The sequence below is a fragment of the Streptomyces sp. SS8 genome (genome assembly GCF_054072955.1).
In genome coordinates, this window is sequence record NZ_JBSVCZ010000017.1 from 12,175 (window position 1) to 32,400 (window position 20,226).

Here is a 20,226-nt window from a genome sequence, read left to right on the forward strand (position 1 = left end):
TCTCACCCCTGGTCGGCCGCTCACGCCGCGCATGCGCCGCGCGCCACCCTACCGCCCCCCGGCATCACCGGCTGCCAGTAGTATCGCCCCGCGCGGACGGGGTCCGTCGCCACGGGGGCGTCGGCAGGCACACCACCGTCCCGCTCTGCCCGAGGGATTGATGCTTCCGTGAGCCAGATCGTCGTCAAGCGTCCGCCGCGGGTGCTGCCGCCCAGCGTGCCCGGCGAGGATCTGAGGCTCGAACCGCCGCCCGAACTCCCGCGCGGGCAGCAGGAGAGCGTGCTGTTCCAGCTTCTGCCGATGCTGGGCATGGGCGGTTCGGTGGTCTTCTTCTTCATGCCGAACGCACATCCCTTCATGCGCATCATGGGCGTGATCATGATCGCGTCCACCCTGGCCATGCTCGTCGCCACCATCGTGCGGTACCGGCGGGGCACGCAGGGCGAGATGGCCCAGATGCGCCGCGACTACCTCAAGTACCTGGCGCAGACCAGGCGCAAGGTCCGCAAAGCGGCGCGGACGCAGCGGGACGCGCAGTACTACCTGCACCCCTCGCCGGACCAGCTGTGGGTCCTGGTCGCCGAGTCCTCCCCGCGCTTCGCCGGGGAGGCGCCCAGCCGGGTGTGGGAACGGCGCGCGAGCGACGACGACTTCGTGCATGTGCGCGTCGGCCTGGGCGAGCAGCGGCTCGCCACCCCTCTGGTGGCTCCGGAGACGGCTCCGGTGGACGAACTGGAGCCACTGACGGCCGGTGCGATGCACCAGTTCCTGCAGACGCAGGGCACCGTCGCGAACCTGCCGATGGCCGTGTCCCTGCGTGCCTTCTACCACCTGACGGTGAGCGGCGACCCGGAACCGGTGCACGGTGCGGTCCGTGCCATGGTCGCCTCCCTGGTCACCCTGCACTCCCCCGAGGACCTGGTGGTCGGCGTGGTGACCGGGCGGGAGGGCGCCGAGCGCTGGGAGTGGGCCAAGTGGCTGCCCCACGTCCAGGTCCCCGGTGTCGCCGACGGCGCGGGCAGCGGACGGCTGATCACGGGCGACCCCGCGGGCCTGGAGCATCTGCTGGGCGCGAAGCTGGAGGGCCGCCCCCGCTTCAACTCATCCGCACCGCCGCTGCTGGACCAGCCGCATGTGGTGGTCGTGCTGGACGGCGGCTCCGTGGTGCCCCCGGACTCGATGCTGGCCTCCGCCGAGGGGCTGCAGGGGGTCACCGTCATCGAGGTCGTCCCCGGTGACATCGGCAGTCCGCGCGGCGGCCTGTCAGTGGTCGTACGTCCCGGCGAGCTGCGGCTGGAGTCGCCGCACGGTGCGGTGTACCGGGGCCGGCCCGACCACCTCTCCGTCGAGGCCGCCGAGGCTCTGGCCCGCCAGCTCGCCCCGCTGCGCATGGGCACGGGCGGCGACGACGACGAACCGCTGCTGGCGAACCTGGAGTTCACCGACCTGCTGAGCCTGGGCGACGCCGCCTCGGTCGACGTACGGCGCACCTGGCGGCCGCGGTCGACGGCCGAGCGGCTGCGGGTGCCCATCGGTGTGGGCGAGGCCGGCCAGCCGGTCATGCTGGATTTGAAGGAGGCCGCGCAGGACGGCATGGGCCCGCACGGCCTGTGCGTCGGCGCGACCGGCTCGGGCAAGTCGGAGCTGCTGCGCACCCTGGTGCTGGGCCTGGCGGTCACGCACTCCTCGGAGACGCTGAACTTCGTGCTGGCGGACTTCAAGGGCGGCGCGACCTTCGCCGGGATGTCGCAGATGCCGCACGTGGCGGCCGTCATCACCAACCTGGCCGACGACCTCTCACTGGTCGACCGCATGGGCGACTCCATCCGCGGCGAGCTCAACCGCCGGCAGGAACTGCTGCGCGACGCCGGCAACTACGCCAACATCCACGACTACGAGCGGGCCCGGGCCGCGGGCGCCCCGCTGATCCCGCTGCCCTCGCTGGTGCTGGTCATCGACGAGTTCAGCGAACTGCTCACGGCCAAGCCGGACTTCATCGACATGTTCATCCAGATCGGCCGCATCGGCCGTTCGCTGGGCGTGCACCTGCTGCTGGCCTCGCAGCGTCTGGAGGAGGGCCGGCTGCGCGGCCTGGAGACCTATCTGTCGTACCGGATCGGTCTGCGCACCTTCTCCGCGGCCGAGTCCCGCGCGGCGCTGGGCGTGCCGGACGCGTACCACCTGCCGTCGGTGCCCGGTTCGGGGTACCTGAAGTTCGGCACCGACGAGATGGTCCGCTTCAAGGCCGCCTACGTCTCCGGCACCTACCGCTCCGGCGTCTCCGCCTCCGCCGGGGCCTCCGGCGGGCCGCTGCCCGCCGAGCGCCGGCCGGTGCTCTTCACCGCCAGGCCGGTGCCGGTGCCCGCCCCCCGGCGCCCCGAGCCCGTCCCGGCCCCCGTGCCCGCCGCCCCGGCCGACGACGACGCGCTGGCCGACACCGTTCTGGACGTCGTCGTGCGCCGGCTGGAGAACCAGGGTCCGGCCGCCCACCAGGTGTGGCTGCCGCCGCTGGACCAGGCTCCGCCGCTGGACGAGCTGCTGCCCGGTCTGGCGGTGGTCCCCGGCCGCGGCCTGACCCAGCCGGACTACCAGTACGCGGGCCGGCTGACGGTCCCCCTGGGTCTGGTGGACAAGCCGTTCGAGCAGCGGCGCGAGACGCTGCTGCGCGACTTCTCCGGCGCCGCGGGCCACATGCTGGTCGTCGGCGGTCCGCAGGCGGGCAAGTCCACCCTGCTGCGCACCCTGATCACCTCCTTCGCCCTCACCCACACCCCGCAGGAGGTCCAGTTCTACGGGCTGGACTTCGGCGGCGGCGGTCTGTCGGCCGTGCGGGAGCTGCCGCACGTGGGCGGCGTCGCGTCCCGGCTGGACCCGGAGCGGGTGCGGCGGACCGTGGCCGAGGTCGCCGGTGTGCTCAACCAGCGAGAGGAGTACTTCCGGGCCACCGGCGTCGACTCCATCGCCACCTTCCGGCGCCGCCGGGCCCGCGGGGAGATCACCGACCAGCCGTGGGGCGATGTGTTCCTGGTCATCGACGGCTGGGGCGCCTTCAAGCAGGAGTACGAGATGCTGGAGGCCGTCGTCACCGACATCGCCTCCCGCGGTCTGGGCTACGGCATCCACGTCGTGGTGGCGGCCTCCCGCTACATGGAGGTGCGTCCGGCCCTGAAGGACCAGCTGCTGAACCGGCTGGAGCTGCGGCTGGGCGACACCATGGACTCGGAGTTCGACCGCAAGGTCGCGGCGAACGTGCCCACCGGCGTCCCCGGGCGCGGCCAGACGCCGGAGAAGCTGCACTTCATGACCTCGGTGCCGCGCATCGACGGCGTCGCCTCCGACGAGGAACTCTCCGACGCCACCGCGGCGCTGACCCGGGCGGTGGCCGAAGCCTGGCAGGGCCCCGCGGCCCCGCCGGTGCGGCTGCTGCCGCGCGAGCTGCCCGCGGCCCGGCTGCCCGGGGGAGGCGACCACCCGCGGCACGGTGTCGCCTTCGGCATCGACGAGAACACCCTGCAGCCGGTCTTCGTCGACTTCGAGACCGACCCGTTCTTCCTGGTCTTCGGCGAGAGCGAGTCGGGCAAGACGGCGCTGCTGCGCCTGCTGGCCAAGCAGATCTGCGAGCGCTACACGCCCGCTGAGGCGCGCATCGTCGTCGCCGACTACCGGCGCTCGCTGCTGGGCGACATCCCCGACTCCCACCTCATCGTGTACGCCGCCATGTCCAACGCCATGGACACGCACATGGCCGCGATGAAGGACCTGATGGAGAAGCGCACCCCGCCGGAGGACGTCACCCCGCAGCAGCTGCGCGACCGCAGCTGGTGGCACGGCCCGAAGATGTTCATGATCATCGACGACTACGAGCTGGTCTCCACCTCCAGCGGCAACCCGCTGGCGATGCTCGCCGAGCACCTGCCCTTCGCCCGGGACATCGGCGTCTGCTTCATCATCGCCCGCAGCTCCGCCGGGGCCTCCCGTGCCTCCTACGAGCCCTTCATGCAGCGCATCAAGGAGCTCGGGGCCCAGGGCGTGGTCCTCTCCGCCGACCCCGGCGAGGGCGACCTCCTCGGCAACGTCCGCGGCAGGCCGATGCCCCCCGGCCGGGGCCACTTCGTCTCCCGCAAGCGCGGGGCCCCGCTGGTCCAGGTGGGCTGGCTGCCTCCGAACTGACCACCGCCCGGACCGGCGTTCCCCGTGGTCCGGAGGTTGTGCGGACGCCCCGCGGAGCGCTTACCGGGCTGTTATCTTGCCCGGGGGCCGTGAGCCGCGCAGTGCCGCGCCGTGCCGTGCCCCCACGTTCACCGACGCCGCACCTCGGATACGCGGTGCGGCGTGGCACGGGGGCACGCTCCCGTCGCCGGCGTCCATCGAGGAAGGACACTGATGGGGACTCAGCAGGAGAAGGACGAGCTGTACGCGATGGACATCTCCGACGCCGTGTGGGAGAGCGCGCCCGGCGGTCCGGAGGACGAGAAGGTGGAGATCGCCCATCTGCCGGGCGGCGCCGTGGCCATGCGCAACTCCAAGGATCCCGACACCGTGCTGCGCTACACCGCCGCCGAGTGGCGGGCCTTCGTGCTCGGGGTCCGCGACGGGGAGTTCGACCTCAAGCCCTGAGCCTTTGCGCCCGGCCTCTCACGGCCGGGAGACGGGCGGAAAACGGGCGGGCGCGGCAGACCCGAGCGATCAGAACTCGAACCGCTGGGCCGCCTTGCGGTCCGTCCGCTGGTAACCGCTGGTCGACTCGACCAGGTTGTCGGCGATGGCGTTGAGGGTGGTGTTCAGGCCGCTGACGTCCCGGCTCCAGCCGGCGTGCTTGGCCCTGAACGCCTGCTTCGCCTCACCGTCCCAGGTGTTGACGACCTTCATCACCTTGTCCTCGAGCGCGTTGAGCTGGCTCGTCAGATCCCTGGCCGCACTGCGGACATCCTCCGCCGCGTTGATGACGGTGGCGTATGTGATCTTGATGGTCATATCGACCCCTACCTTCTTCGTGCGGCTCGTTACTTGATGGTCGGGGTGTTGCCCGTACCGGCGAAGTCGCTGATCGGGCTCGCCTTCGCCAGGTGGTTGAACTTCTCCATCTGGTCGATCTCGTTGGCGGTGAACCCGTCCTTGCTCGCCTCAAGGGCGTCCTCGATCAACTGGAGCCTGCCGTCCAGCTTCTGGCCGTACTCGTTCGTCTGCCGCTGGAGCCTGTCGTAGGAGTTCGCGGCATCTCCCTTCCAGGCCCGCTGGATCGTGTCGACCACGTCGTTCAGGTTGGAGAGCTTGGTCCTCAGCTTGACCTGCATCTCGTTGACCTGCTTGATCAGGTCATTGAGTTCGGCCTCGCTTGACTGGAAGTCGCCGCCACCTTCTCCGGACATACCGTTCTCCTCGAATCGGGTTGATGGTGTTCACTGACTGGTCTTCGTGGGTGCTCCGCGTACGGGCCCCCGTCATGTCCCGCGGACCGTCCTCCGCACGAGAACGAACGCGCCGACGACCACGATGGCCGCCGCGGCCCCCGCCCCCAGGTAGATCCACAGACTGCCGTCGTCCTCCGACACGGCGGCCGCGGCCTCGCCCTGGTCCTTCCGGTCCCCGGCCGTTCCCCCGGCACCGTCCCGGTCGTTCTTGCCGTCGCTCTCCCCCTCGGAGGATGACGCCTCCGGCGGGAGGGTCGGTTCCGAGGCCTCGATCGGGTTCGTGCCCGGGTCTCCGGGGTCGCCCTTGCCTTCGAGGAGGTGGATGCGGGGCCGGACGGCACCGTATCCGATGTAGACACTGGAGGCCCCCTCTTTCCGGTCCTTGCGCCCGGCGGTGTCCACGAGCACGCGCAGGACCTGGTTGGCCGTCCAGTCCGGGTTCTTGGCCCAGATCAGGGCCGCCGAGGCGGAGGCGATGGCCGTGGCGGCACTGGTGCCTCCGTCTCTGACGCAGTACTTCTGGAAAGTTTTGTCACACCACCCGGGCATCTCGCTTCCCGGAGCGGAGAGATCCACGTTGACGCCGTACTGGGAGAAGCCCGTCACCTCGCCCTTCTCATCGGTGGCGCCCACACCGACGACGCCGGGGTACGAGGCGGGATATTCCGGCCTGTTCTTTCCCTCGGCGTCGTTTCCGACGGAAGCGAAGAGCAGTTTCCCTTTGCTGATGGCGTACTCGACCGCCTCTGCTCTGGCCGGGTCGTAGTACGGGCCCCCGAAGGACATATTAATGATCTTGGCGTCGCTGTCGGCCGCCGCACGGAGCGCCTTCACATAACCACTGGTTTTGGACTTGCTGTCGAGGCCCTTCAGCGGAATTCGGTACGGGATGACCTTCGCTCCGGGAGCCAGTCCTCGAACGCTTCCGTTCCTCCCGGTACCAACGATGACTTCAGCCATGTCCGTCCCATGGCCGAGGTAGTCGTCAGTAGCCTCCCCTGGAGTCCCGGTCATGTCCTCCCCGGGCAGCACCTGGCCCCGAAGAGCATCGGTGGAGTCGTTGACGCCGCTGTCGATGACGGCCACCTTGATGCCTTCGCCCGTGCTGACCTTCCACATCTCCTCGGCCCGCATGGCGTCCAGATACCACTGCTGCGAACGGACGTCGTCCGCCTGGGCCACAGGTGCCGTCCCGACGAGGCATACGGTCCATGCACCGGTTACAGCCAGCACGGAGAGCAGGCGCCGTCGCATCCGCCGCGACGGCAACCTGGGGCCGTGGTCGTGTCCTGCCGTCATCGCCGCTCTCTGTCGTGGGTTAGTCGATAACCGGAGGGGCGATTCCGTTGCGCCCCGTCCGCCAGGTCTCTTCGTCCTCGGTGAGATAGTCGGGCCTGCGGGAGTCCTTCCGGTTCTCCTCGCGGGGGCTCGTGCCTCCGCTGCGGGGCGCCGCGCCCGTCGTGCTCTGGCCGCTCCCACCCGTTCCGCCTGTGCCACCTCTCGCCAGTCCGGAGCCGCCGGGTGTGAAGGGGCGTACCGCGCCGCCCTGGCCGGGGGCGCTCCGGGGAGCTCCGACGGCACCGCCGCCGGTCGCCGCGCCCGGTCTGCGCCCGGTGGAACCGCTGCCCGTCCCTGAGCCGATCGCTCCCGTGCCCGAGGCCCCCGCCGGAGGGCGTCCCGTCATGCCGTGTTCCGCTCCGACCACGGTTCCGCGCGGGAGACGCGGGCCGCTGGACGTCCCTCGGCCCTGCTGCGGAGTCCCTCCGAAGATGCCGCTGCCGCCCCGCCCCATGGGCGGTGTCGTCGCGGTGGGTGCCCTTCCTGCCGGAGGGCCGGAGCCCGTGACCGGACGGGGACCGGTGTTGTTCGCCGGCGGAACGGTGGGCGGGCCACCTGCTCGTCCTGTGCCGGGCTGGCCGGGCCCCTGACCTGGAGCGTGTGTGGTCGGGAGCCTGGAGGTTCCCACCTGCTTGAGGTTCCCTCCTCCTCGACGAGTGGGAGCGGGCGCAGGTCCGGGCGGGACAGGGCCGGGTACGGCAGGCCCGCCACCCGTCGGGGCGGACGGAGTGCGCGGACCGGCGTCGGCGGGCGCGGGAGGCGCCACAGGAGCGGCAGTGTTGAGGTCCGTGCGCACAGGCCCCTGAGATGCGGGCGCTCCCCCGGCGAAGCCGGGCTCGCCCGGAGCGGAAGGCATCGCTCCCATGCCGGTGGCCTGCGAGGCGCTCACGGTCCCCCCACCTCCATGGCCAGAAGACGCGGAGGAACCCCCGCCCCCGGGGACGGGTTTCCTCCCCTCCTCGTGCGGCGCCGGCGGCATGCCGACGTCCGGCATCGGGCCGAACTCCGGCTCCTCCAGGTCCTTCATGTTGTCGTGCGAGACCTTGTAGTAGGAGGCCAGGCGGTTCATCTGGTTGATGGCCTCCTGGCGGTTGTCCTCCTTCTTCCTGGCCAGCTTGTACTTCTCGTTGGACTCGTCGCGCTCCTCGGGCGGAATGCTCTCCAGTCGTGGCGCTGCCATGACCGCCGGGTCCCGCTCGGGCATGCCGCCGCGCACCATGGACAGGCCGACTCCGGCGGCCTTCAGCTGGGTGCTGGCCTTCTCGGTGAAGTCCGCGAGGAGCAGGGTGTTCCTGCTCAGCTTCCGGCCCCACTCGCGGAAGCTGTCACCGAACTCGCCCTCCCAGTCGACCTTGTCGATGTGCTTCTTGAGGTCGTCGCCGACCTGCCTGATCTTGCCGCCCGCGTCCCAGAGCGTGTCGGCGGCGTTCTCGATGTCGGCCGGGTCCGCGTCGTCCACCAGGGAGAACATCTCTTCGAGATCCTTGTCCTCGAAGTTCGTGGTGCCCATGGTGCTGTTGCGCGCGGCCGTGCCCCCGAACAGGTCGACCGGGGCGAGGGCGCCCTTCCGCCTGAGGTCGGTCATGACGAGCTGTGCCGCGACGAACGGCTCCTCGGGCCTGGCCGGCCCGCTCTGCCCGCTCTGCCCGTCCTTCTGGTCGGTCATGGTCGTACCTCCCCCCGTCAGTAGGTGACCCCGGTGGCCTCGTCCCTGGGCGGCTGCTTGCTCGCCGCCTGCTGCTGGTGCTGGTGGGCCCTGGTCTGGAGCTCCCAGAAGCGCCGCTTCAGGTCGTCCTCCAGGTTGCCGAAGCCGACGTCGGCTCCGTGGACGGCGATGCGCATGGCCTCGATCTGGCCGCCGAGGACTCCGGAGAGTCTGGTGAGCTGGGCGTGGACCCGGGCGTACTGCGAGTAGACGCCGTCCGCCTCTGCGAACTCGCCCCCGAAGGAGGACCGCTTCACTTCCTGCTGTCCGACCCTCGTGGGGGAGGCGGGAGAACTCTCCAGCTCCTCCAGGATGTTGTCGACCCGGTTCTTGAAGTCCTTGAGCGACTCCAGTTCACCCTTGAGCTTCTCGGCCGGCACCCCCATCAGGCTCCCCCTCCGCCTGCTCCGACGCGCATCCCGATCCGTGCACCATCACTCTAGCCACTGTCTGTGACACGACGGCAACCCGGTTCTCCGGCACGTCACATGGGCATCCCGGCGCCGCGGACGCGTTCCTCGGCCGGTCCCCGCCTGCGCCGCCAGTCCCGGTACACCAGCGAGCCCCCGGCTATCACCGACACCAGGACGCCTCCGCCGACCACCGTGTAGGTGCCCAGGCGCCTGTCGCGTTCCTGCGGGGTCTCGCCGAGGTGGAATTCGGCGGGGGTGGGCGGTTCGGCCCGGTCCACGCCCTCGCGGGCCACCGGCTTCTCGATCCGCCTGTCGTCCTCGGTGAGCGCCCGGACGGGGTCGACGACGCCCCAGCCCACGTGGCGGTCGTGCCCGGGTACGGACCGCTCGGCGGTCTGCGCGATCTGGGCCGCGACGTGGTGCGGTTCCCAGTCCGGGTGCTCGGCCACGAGCAGGGCCGCCACGCCCGCCACGTAGGGTGCCGAGAAGCTGGTGCCGTTGTCGGCGCAGTGGCCTCCGCCCGGGACGGTGGAGATCATGTCGACGCCGGGCGCGGCGACGTCCACGAAGTCGCCGGACTGGGAGAAGGGCGCCCGCTCGTTGTTGCGGTCGGAGGAGGCGACGGCGATGACGCCCTCGTAGGAGGCCGGGTAGGTCTCCTTCACGTTGCCGCCCAGGCCGTCGTTGCCGGCCGAGGCGACGATGACGACGTTCTCGGCCAGCGCGCGGTTCACCGCCTGCTCGAGCTTCGAGTTGGGTTCGAGGGCTCTGGTGGTGTCCTGCGAGATGTTGACGACCTTCGCCCCGACGTCGACCGCGTGGTCGATGGCCTCCGCCATGCTGTCGGTGTTCCCCCTCCCGGCGGCGTCGTTCTGCTGGATGGGGATGATGGTCGCCCCGGGGGCGATGCCGACGAAGCCGGTGTTGTCGGCCGGGCGTGCGGCGATGATGCCCGCGACCTTGGTGCCGTGGCCGACGGTGTCCTCCGTGCCGTCCTTCGCGGGGGGCTTGGGGGTGTTGCCGTACTCGTCCTTCTTGGGGGCGGGCAGGTTGCTCATGCCCAGTCCGGCGTCGACCGCGTCCTTCAACTGGGGGTGGTCGTCGTCCACTCCGGTGTCGATGACCGCGACCTTGACGCCCTCGCCCCTGGTCTTCTCCCACAACTGGTCCAGGATCACCCGTTTCAGCGACCAGGGCCTGCCCTCGAAGGGCTTGGCGGGGAAGGTGCACTGCCCGGTGTCCGCGGCGGCCGGCGGTGCCCAGACCAGGGGACCGGTGACGGCGCCCAGGGCCGCCAGGCCGACCGCCGCGGCCGTCGGGAGCGCCGCCCACCTCGCCGGGGCGGGTGTGGTGGGGGCCGAAGTGTCCGTCATCTCGCGCTCCCCCGGTTCAGGAACCCTGCGGCTGCTTCGCCGCGCTCGTGCTCAGCCTCGGCCCGGTCGGCAGGAAGCCCGACCATGCGGCGGGCACCGGCACCGGCCGGACGCCCTGGTAACCGAGCATGATCTGGGCCTGGTTGCCCTCCTGGACGCTCTGCGCCGGTTCCTTCTTCCTGCCGTCCGTGCCGATCTCGGACTCGTCCCGGCCGCTGTCGGTGTTCGCCTGCACCGCGTAGCGCAGGCCGGTGTCGGTCACCAGGAAGACTCCGCCGGATCCGGTGTCACGCCCGGTGACCTGGCGGAAGAGCAGGCCCGATCCGGGGGTCACGTAGGCGTTGGTGGCACCGTTGGGCAGGGTGGCCGGATAGTCCTCGCCCGCCCAGGTGCTGAGCGTCGTGGTGCCCTTCTTCTCGTCGACGCCGCGCAGCACGCTGCACAGGGCGTCCCGGCCGCTGCCCGCCCGGTTGACCGCGCTCGGTTCCGCCTCGGGCCAGTTGAGGCTGTCGCCGTAGAAGGTGCTCTCGGGCCGGATGGCCCCGGCGCTGACCTCCCGGGCCCTGCCCTGCTGGCCGAGCACGGTGGCCTGCGGGCTGTTGAGCAGCAGCTTGGCCATGAAGTCGGTGACCGGCCTGATCTGGTCCTCGAGCACCACGTAGTGCTGATGGCCGGTGCCGGAGGGGGCGCGCAGCACCATGCCGACCTGGTTGGCCTCGGCGTCCAGGTCGCCGGGGGCGCCGGCCGGGGTGCCCATCTCCTTGAGTCCCTCGGGGAACTGGATCCGGTCGCCGTTCTTGAGGGTCTTGAGCCAGTCGCCGGTGACGTCCTGGGGGCGCGTGTTGCCGACGACGGTGCGCAGCAGCGTGTCGTCCGCCTCGATCGGGTACGCGGTGCCCTGCGCGTCGACGATGTGGAGTTCCTTGCCGGGGCCCCTGACGTACATCACCTGGCCGCCGCGCAGCCGGTTCCTCCCCTCGACCCGCTTGGCGTCCCGGTCGGCGAGGACGAAGACCGCCTTCTGCACGCCGTCGTCGCCGGGCTGGACGCACACGGCCCAGCGTTTGGCCTTCGTCGCCTCCTCCTTGCCGGGCAGCCGGTCGGGGGCGTAGGGGATGCCGATGGTGGCGCCGTGCGGGATCCTCCCGCTGTCGAGGACCTTCTCGTCGACCTCGACGATCCCGAACTTGCCCGGGTCCAGCAGGAGTTTCGCGGAGGCCAGGTTGAGTACCGGGTGGAGCTGCTTCTTCCCCCTGGTCTCGAGGACGACGTAGCGGGTGGTGGACTCGCTGCCGATGATGACCTTCTCACCGGTGTTGTCCCAGCCCTTGGGCGCCTTGGGCTTGAACATCCCCCAGGCCCCGAAGCCCGCCAGGATCACCACCCCGACGACCAGCCCGGGGAGCACAGCCCGCAGCGGGCGCGGTGCCCCCTCCTCGGTACCGGTCGGTGTGGGCTGGAGGAATGCCGAGACCAGCCGCTTCTTGGCGAAGGTGTAGGCGTTGAGCTCGTCCCGCCGTGATGCCATCTCTCGCTGCTTCTCCCCACTGGTGGGCCCAGTGTCCCCCGGGATTCCGGAGCACCGTCACTGCTGCCTTCTGTCGGTCCGGGCCCCTACTATGCCCGTTGGCGATCGGCCCCTGCTGCTCCGGTAGGGTGATCGCCCGACCAACGCCCTGGAGTGGCAGGGCGATTACGGACACAAGGGGATCTACAGGGGATGGGGACCGCCACGCGGGCCCGGACCGCCACGTCCGCGCCCGACAGCCCGGCGCCGGACGGCGCACGCCCCGAGCCCGCGCGGCCGCGTCCGGTGCGCTCGGCCACACCACGCGCCGAGGCACGCCGCCGCGGCCTGGGGCCTCTCCGGCTGCACCATCTGGTTCTGGCCGAGCTGGGCGCGGCGGGGGTGCTGGGCGCGGCCGCCGTGCACGAGGTCCTGGTGGTCCCGGCGGCCGTGGTGGCCGTCGCCCTGCTGCTCGTGACGGTGCTTCGGCGGCGCGGCCGTCCGCTCCCGGAGTGGCTGGGCACCGTCATGGCGCTGCGCCGCCGCAGGCGGCGGGCCGCCGCCGAGGTGCTGCCGCCGGACACCGACCCGGGCCTGGCCCCGGCCGTCGAGTGCGATCCGGCCCTGCGCAGCCTGACCTACGTCGACCGCGAACGGCGCGGCGTCGGCATGGTGGGTGACGGCACGTTCCTGACGGCCGTGCTGCGCGTCGGGCCCCGCCCCTCCGCCCTGCGTCACGGCCCCGGCGAGCGGCCCCTGCCGCTGCGGCTGCTCTCCGAGGCCCTGGAGGTGGACGGCATACGGCTGGAGTCGGTGCAGGCGGTGCAGTACACCCAGCCCGCCCCGGCGCCGCATCTGCCGCCGCGGTCGGTGGCCGCCTCCAGTTACGGCCCCCTGCAGGCGTCGTGCGGCGCACCGGCCGTACGTGTGACCTGGGTGGCCCTCAAACTCGATCCGGAGCTGTGCCGGGAGGCGGTCCGGGCGCGCGGGGACGACCTGGAGGGCGCGCAGCGCTGCCTGGTGCGCGCCGCGGACCAGTTGGCGAGCCGGCTGGCCGGTGCGGGATTCCGGGCGACGCTGCTGCCGGAGCAGGAACTGGTCACCGCGCTGGCGACGTCGGCCGGGGCGAGTCCGGCGGCCACGGCGCGGGCCGGGCGCCCCGACTCCGCTCCCGCGCGGCGCACCGAGGAGAAGGCCCGTGCCTGGCGGTGCGACGACCGCTGGCACACCACGTACGCGGTGTCGCGCTGGCCCGAGCTGGGGCCGGGGGCGGCTCCGCTGCCGTCGCTGGTGGCGTCGCTGACGGGGCTGCCCGCCCTGGGCACCACCTTCGGTCTGACCCTGAGCCGGGGCGGGAGCCGTTCGGTCGCGATTCGCGGGCATGTGCGCATCACCGCCCGCAGCGACGCCGAGCTGGTCAACGCCCGGCATGCGCTGGAGCGGCTGGCGCGGGAGCACCGCGTCGGGATCGCCCGGCTGGACCGCGAGCAGGTGCCCGGGGTGCTGGCGACGCTGCCGCTGGGAGGGACACGCTGATGCCCGGATCCGCCGACTCGGTGCGCACGGCCGCACGTCCCCGTCTGGGGTTCGGACTGCGCGGACCCCGGACGGCCCGTCACGTCCTGTCCGCGGAGCAGCTGGACGCACTCGCCCTGCCGGTCGGTGACGACGGGGTGGTGGCCGGGGTCGACGTCGAGGACCGTCCGGCCGTCATCGGCCTCCACCACCCGGCGCCTTACGACGTGGTGCTGATCGGCGGTCTGTGGACGGCTCAGGTGCTGGCACTGCGTGCGGCGGGCACGGGCGCGCGGGTGGCCGTCGAGACCGGCCGGCCCCAGGCGTGGACGGGTCTGGCCCGGGCCGCGGGCGGCGACCAGCAGTGCATGACGCTCCACGACGTCGGCCGGGTACCGCCGCTGGGTGCCACGGCCGTCTCGCCGGTCGTGGTGATCCGGGACTGCGGCATGAAGCCGCCGCGCGGCAGGGTCTCCTCCGGCCCCTGGCAGTCGGTGCTGACGCTGCTTCCGTATCTGAGCCCGGTGGCCCCCCGGCTGCTCAGAGGCGCCTCGCTCGCCGGTGTCCAGCAGGTCTCCCCCGAGGAGGCCCGGCAGGTGGGCAGGATCCTCTCCCTGTCCCGGCAGGAGTCCGAGGCGCTGTCCACGCTCGCCGACGGTGTGACGCTGTGGTGCACGGGCCGGGACCGGCGGTTCGTGCTGACCCGGCCGACCGACGCCGAGACGGGGCTGCTGGGCGTGGCCCGGCGACTGGACTGACGTCCGCCGCCGGCTCCTCCCGCTGCCCGCCGCACGTCTGTCGTCCCGTCACCGGGCCGTTGCCCGAGTGGGACAGGACCGGCATGCCGTTTCGGGGCCCGTGGCGACTAGGGTGGGCGTGCGCGCGGCAGGACATTCCGAAGGAACAGGCCCAAGACCGCGGCGGCGGGGAGCCGGTGGCCGCGCCCGCCCGTCGGCAGGGAGCGGTCCGCGCGGTTCGACCGGGGTGCTCGACCAGATCAGCAGGAGGCATTGTGAACAGCGACCGGGACGAGATCCGCGTCGACGGGATCGAACCCGGCGACGACCTGCCCAAGGACGAACTCGACGCCACGGGCGAGTTCACCATCGACTACACGCCGCCTGCCTGGTACACGCGGAACACCGGCCCCGCCCCGCAGCCGCCGGCCGCTTCCGCCGGTCCCGCGGACGGGGCGGAGACGGACAGCACGGACGCGGACGCCGGTGCCGGTGCCGGTACCGACGTGCCTCCCGCCTTTCCTCCGGTGACGCCGCCCGGGGCTGCGGTGGACGGTGCCCGGGAGGAGTCCGGTGAACCGCGGACCGGCCCGGCGCCGGGTGCCGCCGACGGCGACGGGGACGACCGGGGGGACGAGCAGGACGGACGGCAGGCGGAGCACTCCGCCGGCGACGGTCCCGTCACCGACGCGACCATGCGTTTCTCCTCCGCCGCACTGCGCCGGGAGATCGCCGAACGGCGGGCGGCGGAGGAGTCCGCCGAGGGCGGGGAGGGCCGGCGGGAGGACGCGGACGGCGAGCCGTCCGTCGGCGCGCCCTCCGCCGATGAGGCGGCCCCGGCGCCGTCCGCCGACTCCGAGGCCCTGCCCCGGCCCCGGTCCGAGGACGAAGCGGGCGATGAGCCCGGGACGGCCGCCGGTCCCGAAGGCGGGGCCGATGCCGGGACCGCCGGTGAGCCGCACGGCTCAGTTCCGCAGGTCCCCGCGCAGCCGCCGTGGCAGACCGCTCCGGAGGGCGGGGCGCCGATCGGACTGCCCCCTCTGCCGCCGCACTTCCAGCCCGCCGCTCCTCCGGCCGGTGCGCCGGCGCCTGCCGTGCCCGGCCCGCCCGCGCCTCAGGACGGTTACCCCCTCCCCCAGCCTCAGGCGCAGCCCCGGCCCCAGCCGCCTGCGACGCCCAGCCCTGCGGCGTCGCAGGGTGGTTACGGCTTCCCCCGGCCGCCCGCCACCCCCCAGGCCGAACCCGACCGTCCACAGCCCGCGGACACGCCCAACACCCCGGCACCGCAGAGCGGTTACGGCTTCCCCCAGCCGCAGGAACAACCGCGGGGACAGCAGCCGCCTCAGCCCATGCCTCCGACCGCGCAGCAGCCCGGTCCGCCTCCCGGCCCCGCGACCACCGGTCAGGCCGGAGCCCCCATGCCGCCCCCGGAGCCCGCCTCCCAGGACGGCTACGGCTTCCCCCGCCCGCAGCCGCAGCCGCCTGCGGCACCCGGCCCTGCGGCGCCGCAGAGCGGTTACGGCTTCCCCCAGGCCGGCCCCTCCCAGCCACTGCCTCCCGCCCAGCCCTCCTCCGCGCCCGGCCCGCAGCAACCGCTGCCGCAGCAGCCGCAGGACCCCCGTGCCGGCTCCGCCTGGCCCGACCCACGCCAGCAGCCTCCGAGCCAGCCCGGCGCGCTCGGGTACACCGCTTCGGTGGAGCTGTCCTCCGAGCGTCTGCTGAACCAGAAGAAGAAGCCCCGCCCGCAGAGCAACCGCGGCGGCTCCCGCTTCCGTATCGGGGCCAGGAAGGAGGAGGCCGAGCGGCAGCGCAAGCTCGACCTCATCCGCACCCCGGTGCTGTCCTGCTACCGCATCGCGGTGATCAGTCTCAAGGGCGGCGTCGGCAAGACGACGACCACCACGGCGCTCGGCGCGACGCTCGCCAGCGAGCGGCAGGACAAGGTCATCGCGATCGACGCCAACCCGGACGCGGGTACGCTCGGCCGCCGGGTGCGGCGCGAGACGGGTGCGACGATCCGCGACCTGGTGACGGCGATCCCGTACCTCAACAGCTACATGGACATCCGCCGGTTCACCTCGCAGGCGCCCTCCGGCCTGGAGATCCTCGCCAACGACGTCGACCCAGCGATCTCGACGACCTTCAACGACGAGGACTACCGGCGCGTCATCGGCGTGCTGGGCCAGCAGTATCCGATCATCCTCACCGACTCGGGCACCGGCCTGCTCTACAGCGCGATGCGCGGCGTCCTCGACCTCGCCGACCAGCTGATCGTCATCTCCACCCCGTCCGTGGACGGCGCCAGCAGCGCCAGTACGACGCTGGACTGGCTCTCCGCCCACGGTTACGGCGATCTGGTGCAGCGCAGCATCACGGTCATCTCCGGGGTCCGCGAGACCGGAAAGATGATCAAGGTGGACGACATCGTGGCGCACTTCAAGACGCGCTGCCGCGATGTGGTGGTCGTCCCCTTCGACGAGCACCTCGCGGCGGGCGCGGAGCTGGACCTGGACATGATGCGGCCCAGGACGCGCGAGGCGTACTTCAACCTCGCCGCTCTGATCGCCGAGGACTTCTCACGCCACCAGCAGGAGCAGGGCCTGTGGTCGCCCGGCGGGAACCCGCCGCTGACCGCGCCGCCCATCCCCGGTCAGCCCCAGCAGCCGCAACAGCCGCAGCCCGGTCAGCCCCACCCCGGCCACCAGCAGCAGCCGCAGGCCCCCTACCCGCCGCAGCCGCAGCCCGGGCAGCCGTACCCCCAGCAGCCTTACGGGCAGCCCCAGCCGTATCCCCAGCAGCAGCCGCCGCAGCCCGGTCAGCCCTATCCCGGCCAGGCACACCCCGGCCACCAGCCGTATCCGGGTCAGCCCGGCCCCTCCCAGCCGCACCCGCAGCAGCACCCCCACCAGCAGCCGCCCGGTGCCGCCGGGACGCCCGCGCCCGGCGCGCAGTGGCAGCAGCCGGAGCGGTGAGGGCGGCGCGCCGGGCGCGGAACGTGAACGGGCCCGCCGGTCCGGGCCCCTCAAGGGGTTCGGACCGGCGGGCCCGTCCGTACGCCCGTCCGCCGCGGGCGGGCCGGGACGTTCAGCCCAGCAGTTCCTTCGCCACCCGCACGTCCTCGGCCATCCGTTCCAGCAGCCCCTCCAGCGTGTCGAACCTCTCCTGGCCGCGGATGTAGGCGAGGAAGTCCACCGCGACGTGGAGGCCGTAGAGGTCGAGGTCCACGCGGTCGATGGCGTACGCCTCCACCGTCCGCTCGGTGCCCTCGAACTGCGGGTTGGTGCCGACGGAGATCGCGGCGGGCATCGACTCGCCCTCCACAACCAGCCATCCGGCGTAGACGCCGTCGGCGGGGATCGCGGTGTGCGGCAGCGTCTCGACGTTGGCCGTCGGGTAGCCCATCTCCCGTCCGCGCTGCGCGCCGCGGACGACCACGCCCTCCACCCGGTGCGGCCGGCCGAGCACCTCGGCGGCTCCCCGCACGTCGCCCTCGGCGACCAGCCGGCGGGTGAGGGTGGAGGAGAACGGCTCACCGCCGCCCGCCTCTCCGCGCTCGAACAGGTCGACGACCATCACGTCGTAGTCGTACGTCCGGCCCAGCTCGGCCAGGGTCTCCACGGTGCCGGCCGCCCGGTGGCCGAAACGGAAGTTGGGGCCCTCGACGACGGTGCGGGCGTGGAGCCTGTCGACCAGTACCTTGACCACGAACTCGGCCGGCGACAGCTTCGAGAACTCCTCGGTGAAGGGCAGGACCAGGACCGCGTCCACGCCCAGGCCGGCCATCAGCTCCGCGCGCCGGTGGTGCGGGGCGAGCAGCGGCGGGTGGCTGCCGGGCCGCACGACCTCGCTGGGGTGCGGGTCGAAGGTGACGACGACAGCCGGTACGCCCAGCTCGCGGGCGCGGTCGACCGCCCTGCCGATGATCAACTGGTGCCCGCGGTGCACCCCGTCGTAGGAGCCGATGGTGACGACGCTGCGCCCCCAGTCCTCGGGGATGTCCTCCAAGCCACGCCAGCGCTGCACAGTGCCCGCTCCTCGCCGAATGCCAGTGGATGGTGCCGGGTCCAAGGGTGCCATGACCCCCCGTCGTGTTCGCACGGGGACCCGCGCCGGAGGGCTCCCGCCGGAAAGCGCCCCGGTGCGCGCCGTGGTTCACTCCGCGCGCCCGCCCGGTGGGGTGATTCCGGGCCTCCGGGTGGACAGGGAACCGGATGCACACAGGAGGGGGATCGTGGGTGCGGATGCCGGACGCGGCGCCCGCACCCACGGTGCTTACCACCGTCCCGCCGGGACGGGTCAGGCGAAGACGGCCAGGCTCCTGGCCCTGCCCCCCTGCTCCTCGACCAGCGCGAGGAAGCGCTCCCCCGGCCCGAAGACCGCGACCGGCCCGGGGCGGCCGGACGGCGGCATGGCGATCCGCACGCCGTTCGCCAGCAGCCTCGCCTGCCGTTCGTCCACGTCCCAGCGCGGGAAGGCGGCCGCGGCCGCCTCGCCGGCGGGCATGACGGTCAGCGACTCCTGGTGCTGCTCCAGGGTGCGTGCCGCGTCCAGGCCGTACGGGCCGACCCGGGTGCGGCGCAGCGCCGTGAGGTGGCCGCCGACTCCCAGCCCGGCGCCCAGGTCGCGGGCGAGCGCCCGGATGTAGGTGCCGGAGGAGCAGACGACGGAGACCAGCAGGTCCAGCACGGGGGTGCCGTCCTCGGCGCTCCCGGCCCGGACGTCGTGGACGGTGAAGGAGGAGACGGTGACCGGCCGGGCGGCCAGCTCCACCTCCTCGCCCTCGCGCACCCGGGCGTAGGACCGCTTGCCGTCGACCTTGATCGCGCTGACCTTCGAGGGGACCTGGAGGATGTCGCCGGTCAGCTTGGCGACTCCGTCGTCGATCGCCTCGCGGGCGATGCCGTCCGCCGGCGTGGAGGAGGTGATCTCGCCCTCCGCGTCGTCGGTGACGGTGTTCTGGCCGAGGCGGATGGTGCCGACGTACTCCTTCTCCGTCAGCGCCAGGTGCCCCAGCAGCCGGGTCGCCTTCTCGATGCCCAGGACGAGGACGCCGGTGGCCATCGGGTCCAGCGTGCCGGCGTGCCCGACCCGGCGGGTGCGGGCGATGCCGCGCATCTTGGCGACCACGTCGTGGGAGGTGAAGCCGGCGGGCTTGTCGACGACGACCAGCCCGCCGGGCTCCTGGGTTCCTTTGCGTGCCACGGGTCAGGCGTCCTCGCCGTCCGCCCGGCCCTTGTCGTCCCCCGCGTCCCCGCTCTCCCCGGCGCCCTCGGAGTCCTCGGCGTCCTCCTCGCTCACGGGCTTGCGGTACGGGTCGGGCTCGCCCGCGTACGTGGCGCCGGAGGACGCCTGGCGCACCTGGGCGTCCGAGGCCCTGGCCCTGGCCAGCAGGTCGTCGATGGTCCGGGCGTTCTCCGGGAGCGCGTCCGGGACGAACGTCAGCGAGGGCGTGAAGCGCACGCCGGTCTGCCGTCCGACCTCCGAGCGCAGTACGCCCTTGGCGCTCTCCAGCGCCGCGGCGGAGGCCGCCCGCTCCTCGTCGTCGCCGTAGACCGTGTAGAAGACGGTCGCCTCCCGCAGGTCGCCGGTGACCCTGGTGTCGGTGATCGTCACATAGCCGAGCCGCGGGTCCTTGATCCGCCGCTGGAGGGTCTCCGCGACCACGACCCGGATGCGGTCGGCCAGTTTGCGTGCCCGCGCGGTGTCGGTCATGTGTCTGCTTCCTTCTGTTTCGGATCGTTCGGTTCGGTCCGGCCGGGGCTGCGCACCGGACGCGTTCAGTCCTCGTCCCCGTGGAACCGCCGCCGCACCGACAGCAGCTCCACCTCCGGCCGGGCGGCCACCAGCCGCTCGCACCGGTCGAGCACGTCCGAGACGTGCCCGGCGTCCCCGGAGACCGTCGCGAGGCCGATCAGGGCCCTGCGGTGGACGTTCTGGTCCCCGACCTCCGCGACGCTCACCGTGTACTTGCGCTGCAGCTCCGCGATGATCGGGCGGACGACCGACCTCTTCTCCTTCAGCGACCGTACGTCGCCGAGCAGCAGGTCGAACGAGAGTGTGCCTACGTACATGGGATGCGGGTCCAGCCGACCCGTGGGGCCTCGTGGGGCGAAGCCCTGCCGACTCCCGGCAGGACACGGGAAACCGTACACGCAACGGTTCCCGGTGATCGACGCATATAACGGCCGGGAGCCCCCCGCCGGGGCGGGAGGCTCCGTGGCCGTTCA

The 20,226-nt window shown here is 72.5% G+C and carries 16 protein-coding genes; 5 read left to right on the top strand and 11 right to left on the bottom strand.

All coding sequences use genetic code 11. From position 1 onward, the window contains the following. Positions 1–168: 168 nt before the first annotated feature. On the top strand, positions 169–4,170 hold the full coding sequence (gene eccCa, locus ACW69E_RS17405; protein ID WP_457499164.1) for a type VII secretion protein EccCa: 4,002 nt from the start codon (positions 169–171) through the stop codon (positions 4,168–4,170). 213 nt (positions 4,171–4,383) lie between these two features. After that, positions 4,384–4,617, top strand: a complete 234-nt coding sequence (locus ACW69E_RS17410; RefSeq protein ID WP_031508379.1) for a DUF397 domain-containing protein — start codon at positions 4,384–4,386, stop codon at positions 4,615–4,617. A gap of 69 nt (positions 4,618–4,686) precedes the next feature. Here ACW69E_RS17410 and ACW69E_RS17415 read toward each other — a convergent pair whose 3' ends face one another. From ACW69E_RS17415 to eccB, 7 genes are all read right to left on the bottom strand, one after another. Further along, complete coding sequence (locus ACW69E_RS17415; RefSeq protein WP_279952053.1) at positions 4,687–4,974, bottom strand: WXG100 family type VII secretion target; 288 nt, start codon at positions 4,972–4,974, stop codon at positions 4,687–4,689. A 29-nt stretch (positions 4,975–5,003) separates the two neighbouring features. Continuing rightward, positions 5,004–5,369 (bottom strand): WXG100 family type VII secretion target, encoded by a 366-nt coding sequence (locus ACW69E_RS17420; protein WP_279952052.1) that lies wholly within the window; start codon positions 5,367–5,369, stop codon positions 5,004–5,006. Positions 5,370–5,441: 72 nt separating this feature from the next. Then, a complete protein-coding gene (locus tag ACW69E_RS17425; protein ID WP_457499165.1) occupies positions 5,442–6,593 on the bottom strand; it encodes a S8 family serine peptidase in 1,152 nt (383 codons plus the stop codon). Between the two features lie 136 nt (positions 6,594–6,729). Further along, positions 6,730–8,415, bottom strand: coding sequence for a WXG100 family type VII secretion target (locus ACW69E_RS17430; RefSeq protein ID WP_457499166.1), 1,686 nt, complete (start codon positions 8,413–8,415; stop codon positions 6,730–6,732). A 17-nt stretch (positions 8,416–8,432) separates the two neighbouring features. Next, entirely contained in the window at positions 8,433–8,840 is a 408-nt protein-coding gene (locus tag ACW69E_RS17435) for a hypothetical protein (RefSeq protein WP_457499167.1), read from the bottom strand. A 98-nt stretch (positions 8,841–8,938) separates the two neighbouring features. Then, a complete protein-coding gene (gene mycP / locus ACW69E_RS17440; protein WP_457499168.1) occupies positions 8,939–10,240 on the bottom strand; it encodes a type VII secretion-associated serine protease mycosin in 1,302 nt (433 codons plus the stop codon). A 16-nt stretch (positions 10,241–10,256) separates the two neighbouring features. Continuing rightward, positions 10,257–11,768, bottom strand: a complete 1,512-nt coding sequence (eccB, locus tag ACW69E_RS17445) for a type VII secretion protein EccB (RefSeq protein ID WP_457499169.1) — start codon at positions 11,766–11,768, stop codon at positions 10,257–10,259. Positions 11,769–11,960: 192 nt separating this feature from the next. Between eccB and eccE the strand changes: the two genes are divergently transcribed. The 3 genes from eccE to ACW69E_RS17460 all read left to right on the top strand — a co-directional run bounded on the left by eccE (position 11,961) and on the right by ACW69E_RS17460 (position 16,971). Continuing rightward, positions 11,961–13,283, top strand: a complete 1,323-nt coding sequence (gene eccE / locus ACW69E_RS17450; RefSeq protein WP_457499170.1) for a type VII secretion protein EccE — start codon at positions 11,961–11,963, stop codon at positions 13,281–13,283. Then, entirely contained in the window at positions 13,283–14,020 is a 738-nt protein-coding gene (locus ACW69E_RS17455; RefSeq protein WP_457499171.1) for a hypothetical protein, read from the top strand. The genes eccE and ACW69E_RS17455 overlap by 1 nt, the downstream gene beginning before the upstream one ends. A gap of 254 nt (positions 14,021–14,274) precedes the next feature. Continuing rightward, positions 14,275–16,971, top strand: coding sequence for an SCO5717 family growth-regulating ATPase (locus tag ACW69E_RS17460; protein WP_457499172.1), 2,697 nt, complete (start codon positions 14,275–14,277; stop codon positions 16,969–16,971). Between the two features lie 112 nt (positions 16,972–17,083). Here the strand turns inward: ACW69E_RS17460 and ACW69E_RS17465 are convergent, their stop codons facing one another. The 4 genes from ACW69E_RS17465 to ACW69E_RS17480 all read right to left on the bottom strand — a co-directional run bounded on the left by ACW69E_RS17465 (position 17,084) and on the right by ACW69E_RS17480 (position 20,070). Further along, positions 17,084–18,022: a bifunctional riboflavin kinase/FAD synthetase gene (locus ACW69E_RS17465; RefSeq protein WP_237882685.1), complete on the bottom strand. Its 939-nt coding sequence runs from the start codon at positions 18,020–18,022 to the stop codon at positions 17,084–17,086. A 273-nt stretch (positions 18,023–18,295) separates the two neighbouring features. Continuing rightward, on the bottom strand, positions 18,296–19,201 hold the full coding sequence (gene truB / locus ACW69E_RS17470; protein ID WP_457499173.1) for a tRNA pseudouridine(55) synthase TruB: 906 nt from the start codon (positions 19,199–19,201) through the stop codon (positions 18,296–18,298). A 3-nt stretch (positions 19,202–19,204) separates the two neighbouring features. Continuing rightward, a complete protein-coding gene (gene rbfA / locus ACW69E_RS17475; RefSeq protein ID WP_457499174.1) occupies positions 19,205–19,711 on the bottom strand; it encodes a 30S ribosome-binding factor RbfA in 507 nt (168 codons plus the stop codon). A 65-nt stretch (positions 19,712–19,776) separates the two neighbouring features. Continuing rightward, on the bottom strand, positions 19,777–20,070 hold the full coding sequence (locus tag ACW69E_RS17480) for a DUF503 domain-containing protein (RefSeq protein ID WP_457499175.1): 294 nt from the start codon (positions 20,068–20,070) through the stop codon (positions 19,777–19,779). Positions 20,071–20,226: the final 156 nt, after the last annotated feature.

Coding starts and splice junctions, on each gene's coding strand:
- ACW69E_RS17410 (WP_031508379.1), top strand. CDS start 4,384: ATGGGGACTCAGCAGGAGAAGGACGAGCTGTACGCGATGGACATCTCC.
- ACW69E_RS17415 (WP_279952053.1), bottom strand. CDS start 4,974: ATGACCATCAAGATCACATACGCCACCGTCATCAACGCGGCGGAGGAT.
- ACW69E_RS17420 (WP_279952052.1), bottom strand. CDS start 5,369: ATGTCCGGAGAAGGTGGCGGCGACTTCCAGTCAAGCGAGGCCGAACTC.
- ACW69E_RS17430 (WP_457499166.1), bottom strand. CDS start 8,415: ATGACCGACCAGAAGGACGGGCAGAGCGGGCAGAGCGGGCCGGCCAGG.
- ACW69E_RS17435 (WP_457499167.1), bottom strand. CDS start 8,840: ATGGGGGTGCCGGCCGAGAAGCTCAAGGGTGAACTGGAGTCGCTCAAG.
- mycP (WP_457499168.1), bottom strand. CDS start 10,240: ATGACGGACACTTCGGCCCCCACCACACCCGCCCCGGCGAGGTGGGCG.
- eccB (WP_457499169.1), bottom strand. CDS start 11,768: ATGGCATCACGGCGGGACGAGCTCAACGCCTACACCTTCGCCAAGAAG.
- eccE (WP_457499170.1), top strand. CDS start 11,961: ATGGGGACCGCCACGCGGGCCCGGACCGCCACGTCCGCGCCCGACAGC.
- ACW69E_RS17455 (WP_457499171.1), top strand. CDS start 13,283: ATGCCCGGATCCGCCGACTCGGTGCGCACGGCCGCACGTCCCCGTCTG.
- rbfA (WP_457499174.1), bottom strand. CDS start 19,711: ATGACCGACACCGCGCGGGCACGCAAACTGGCCGACCGCATCCGGGTC.
- ACW69E_RS17480 (WP_457499175.1), bottom strand. CDS start 20,070: ATGTACGTAGGCACACTCTCGTTCGACCTGCTGCTCGGCGACGTACGG.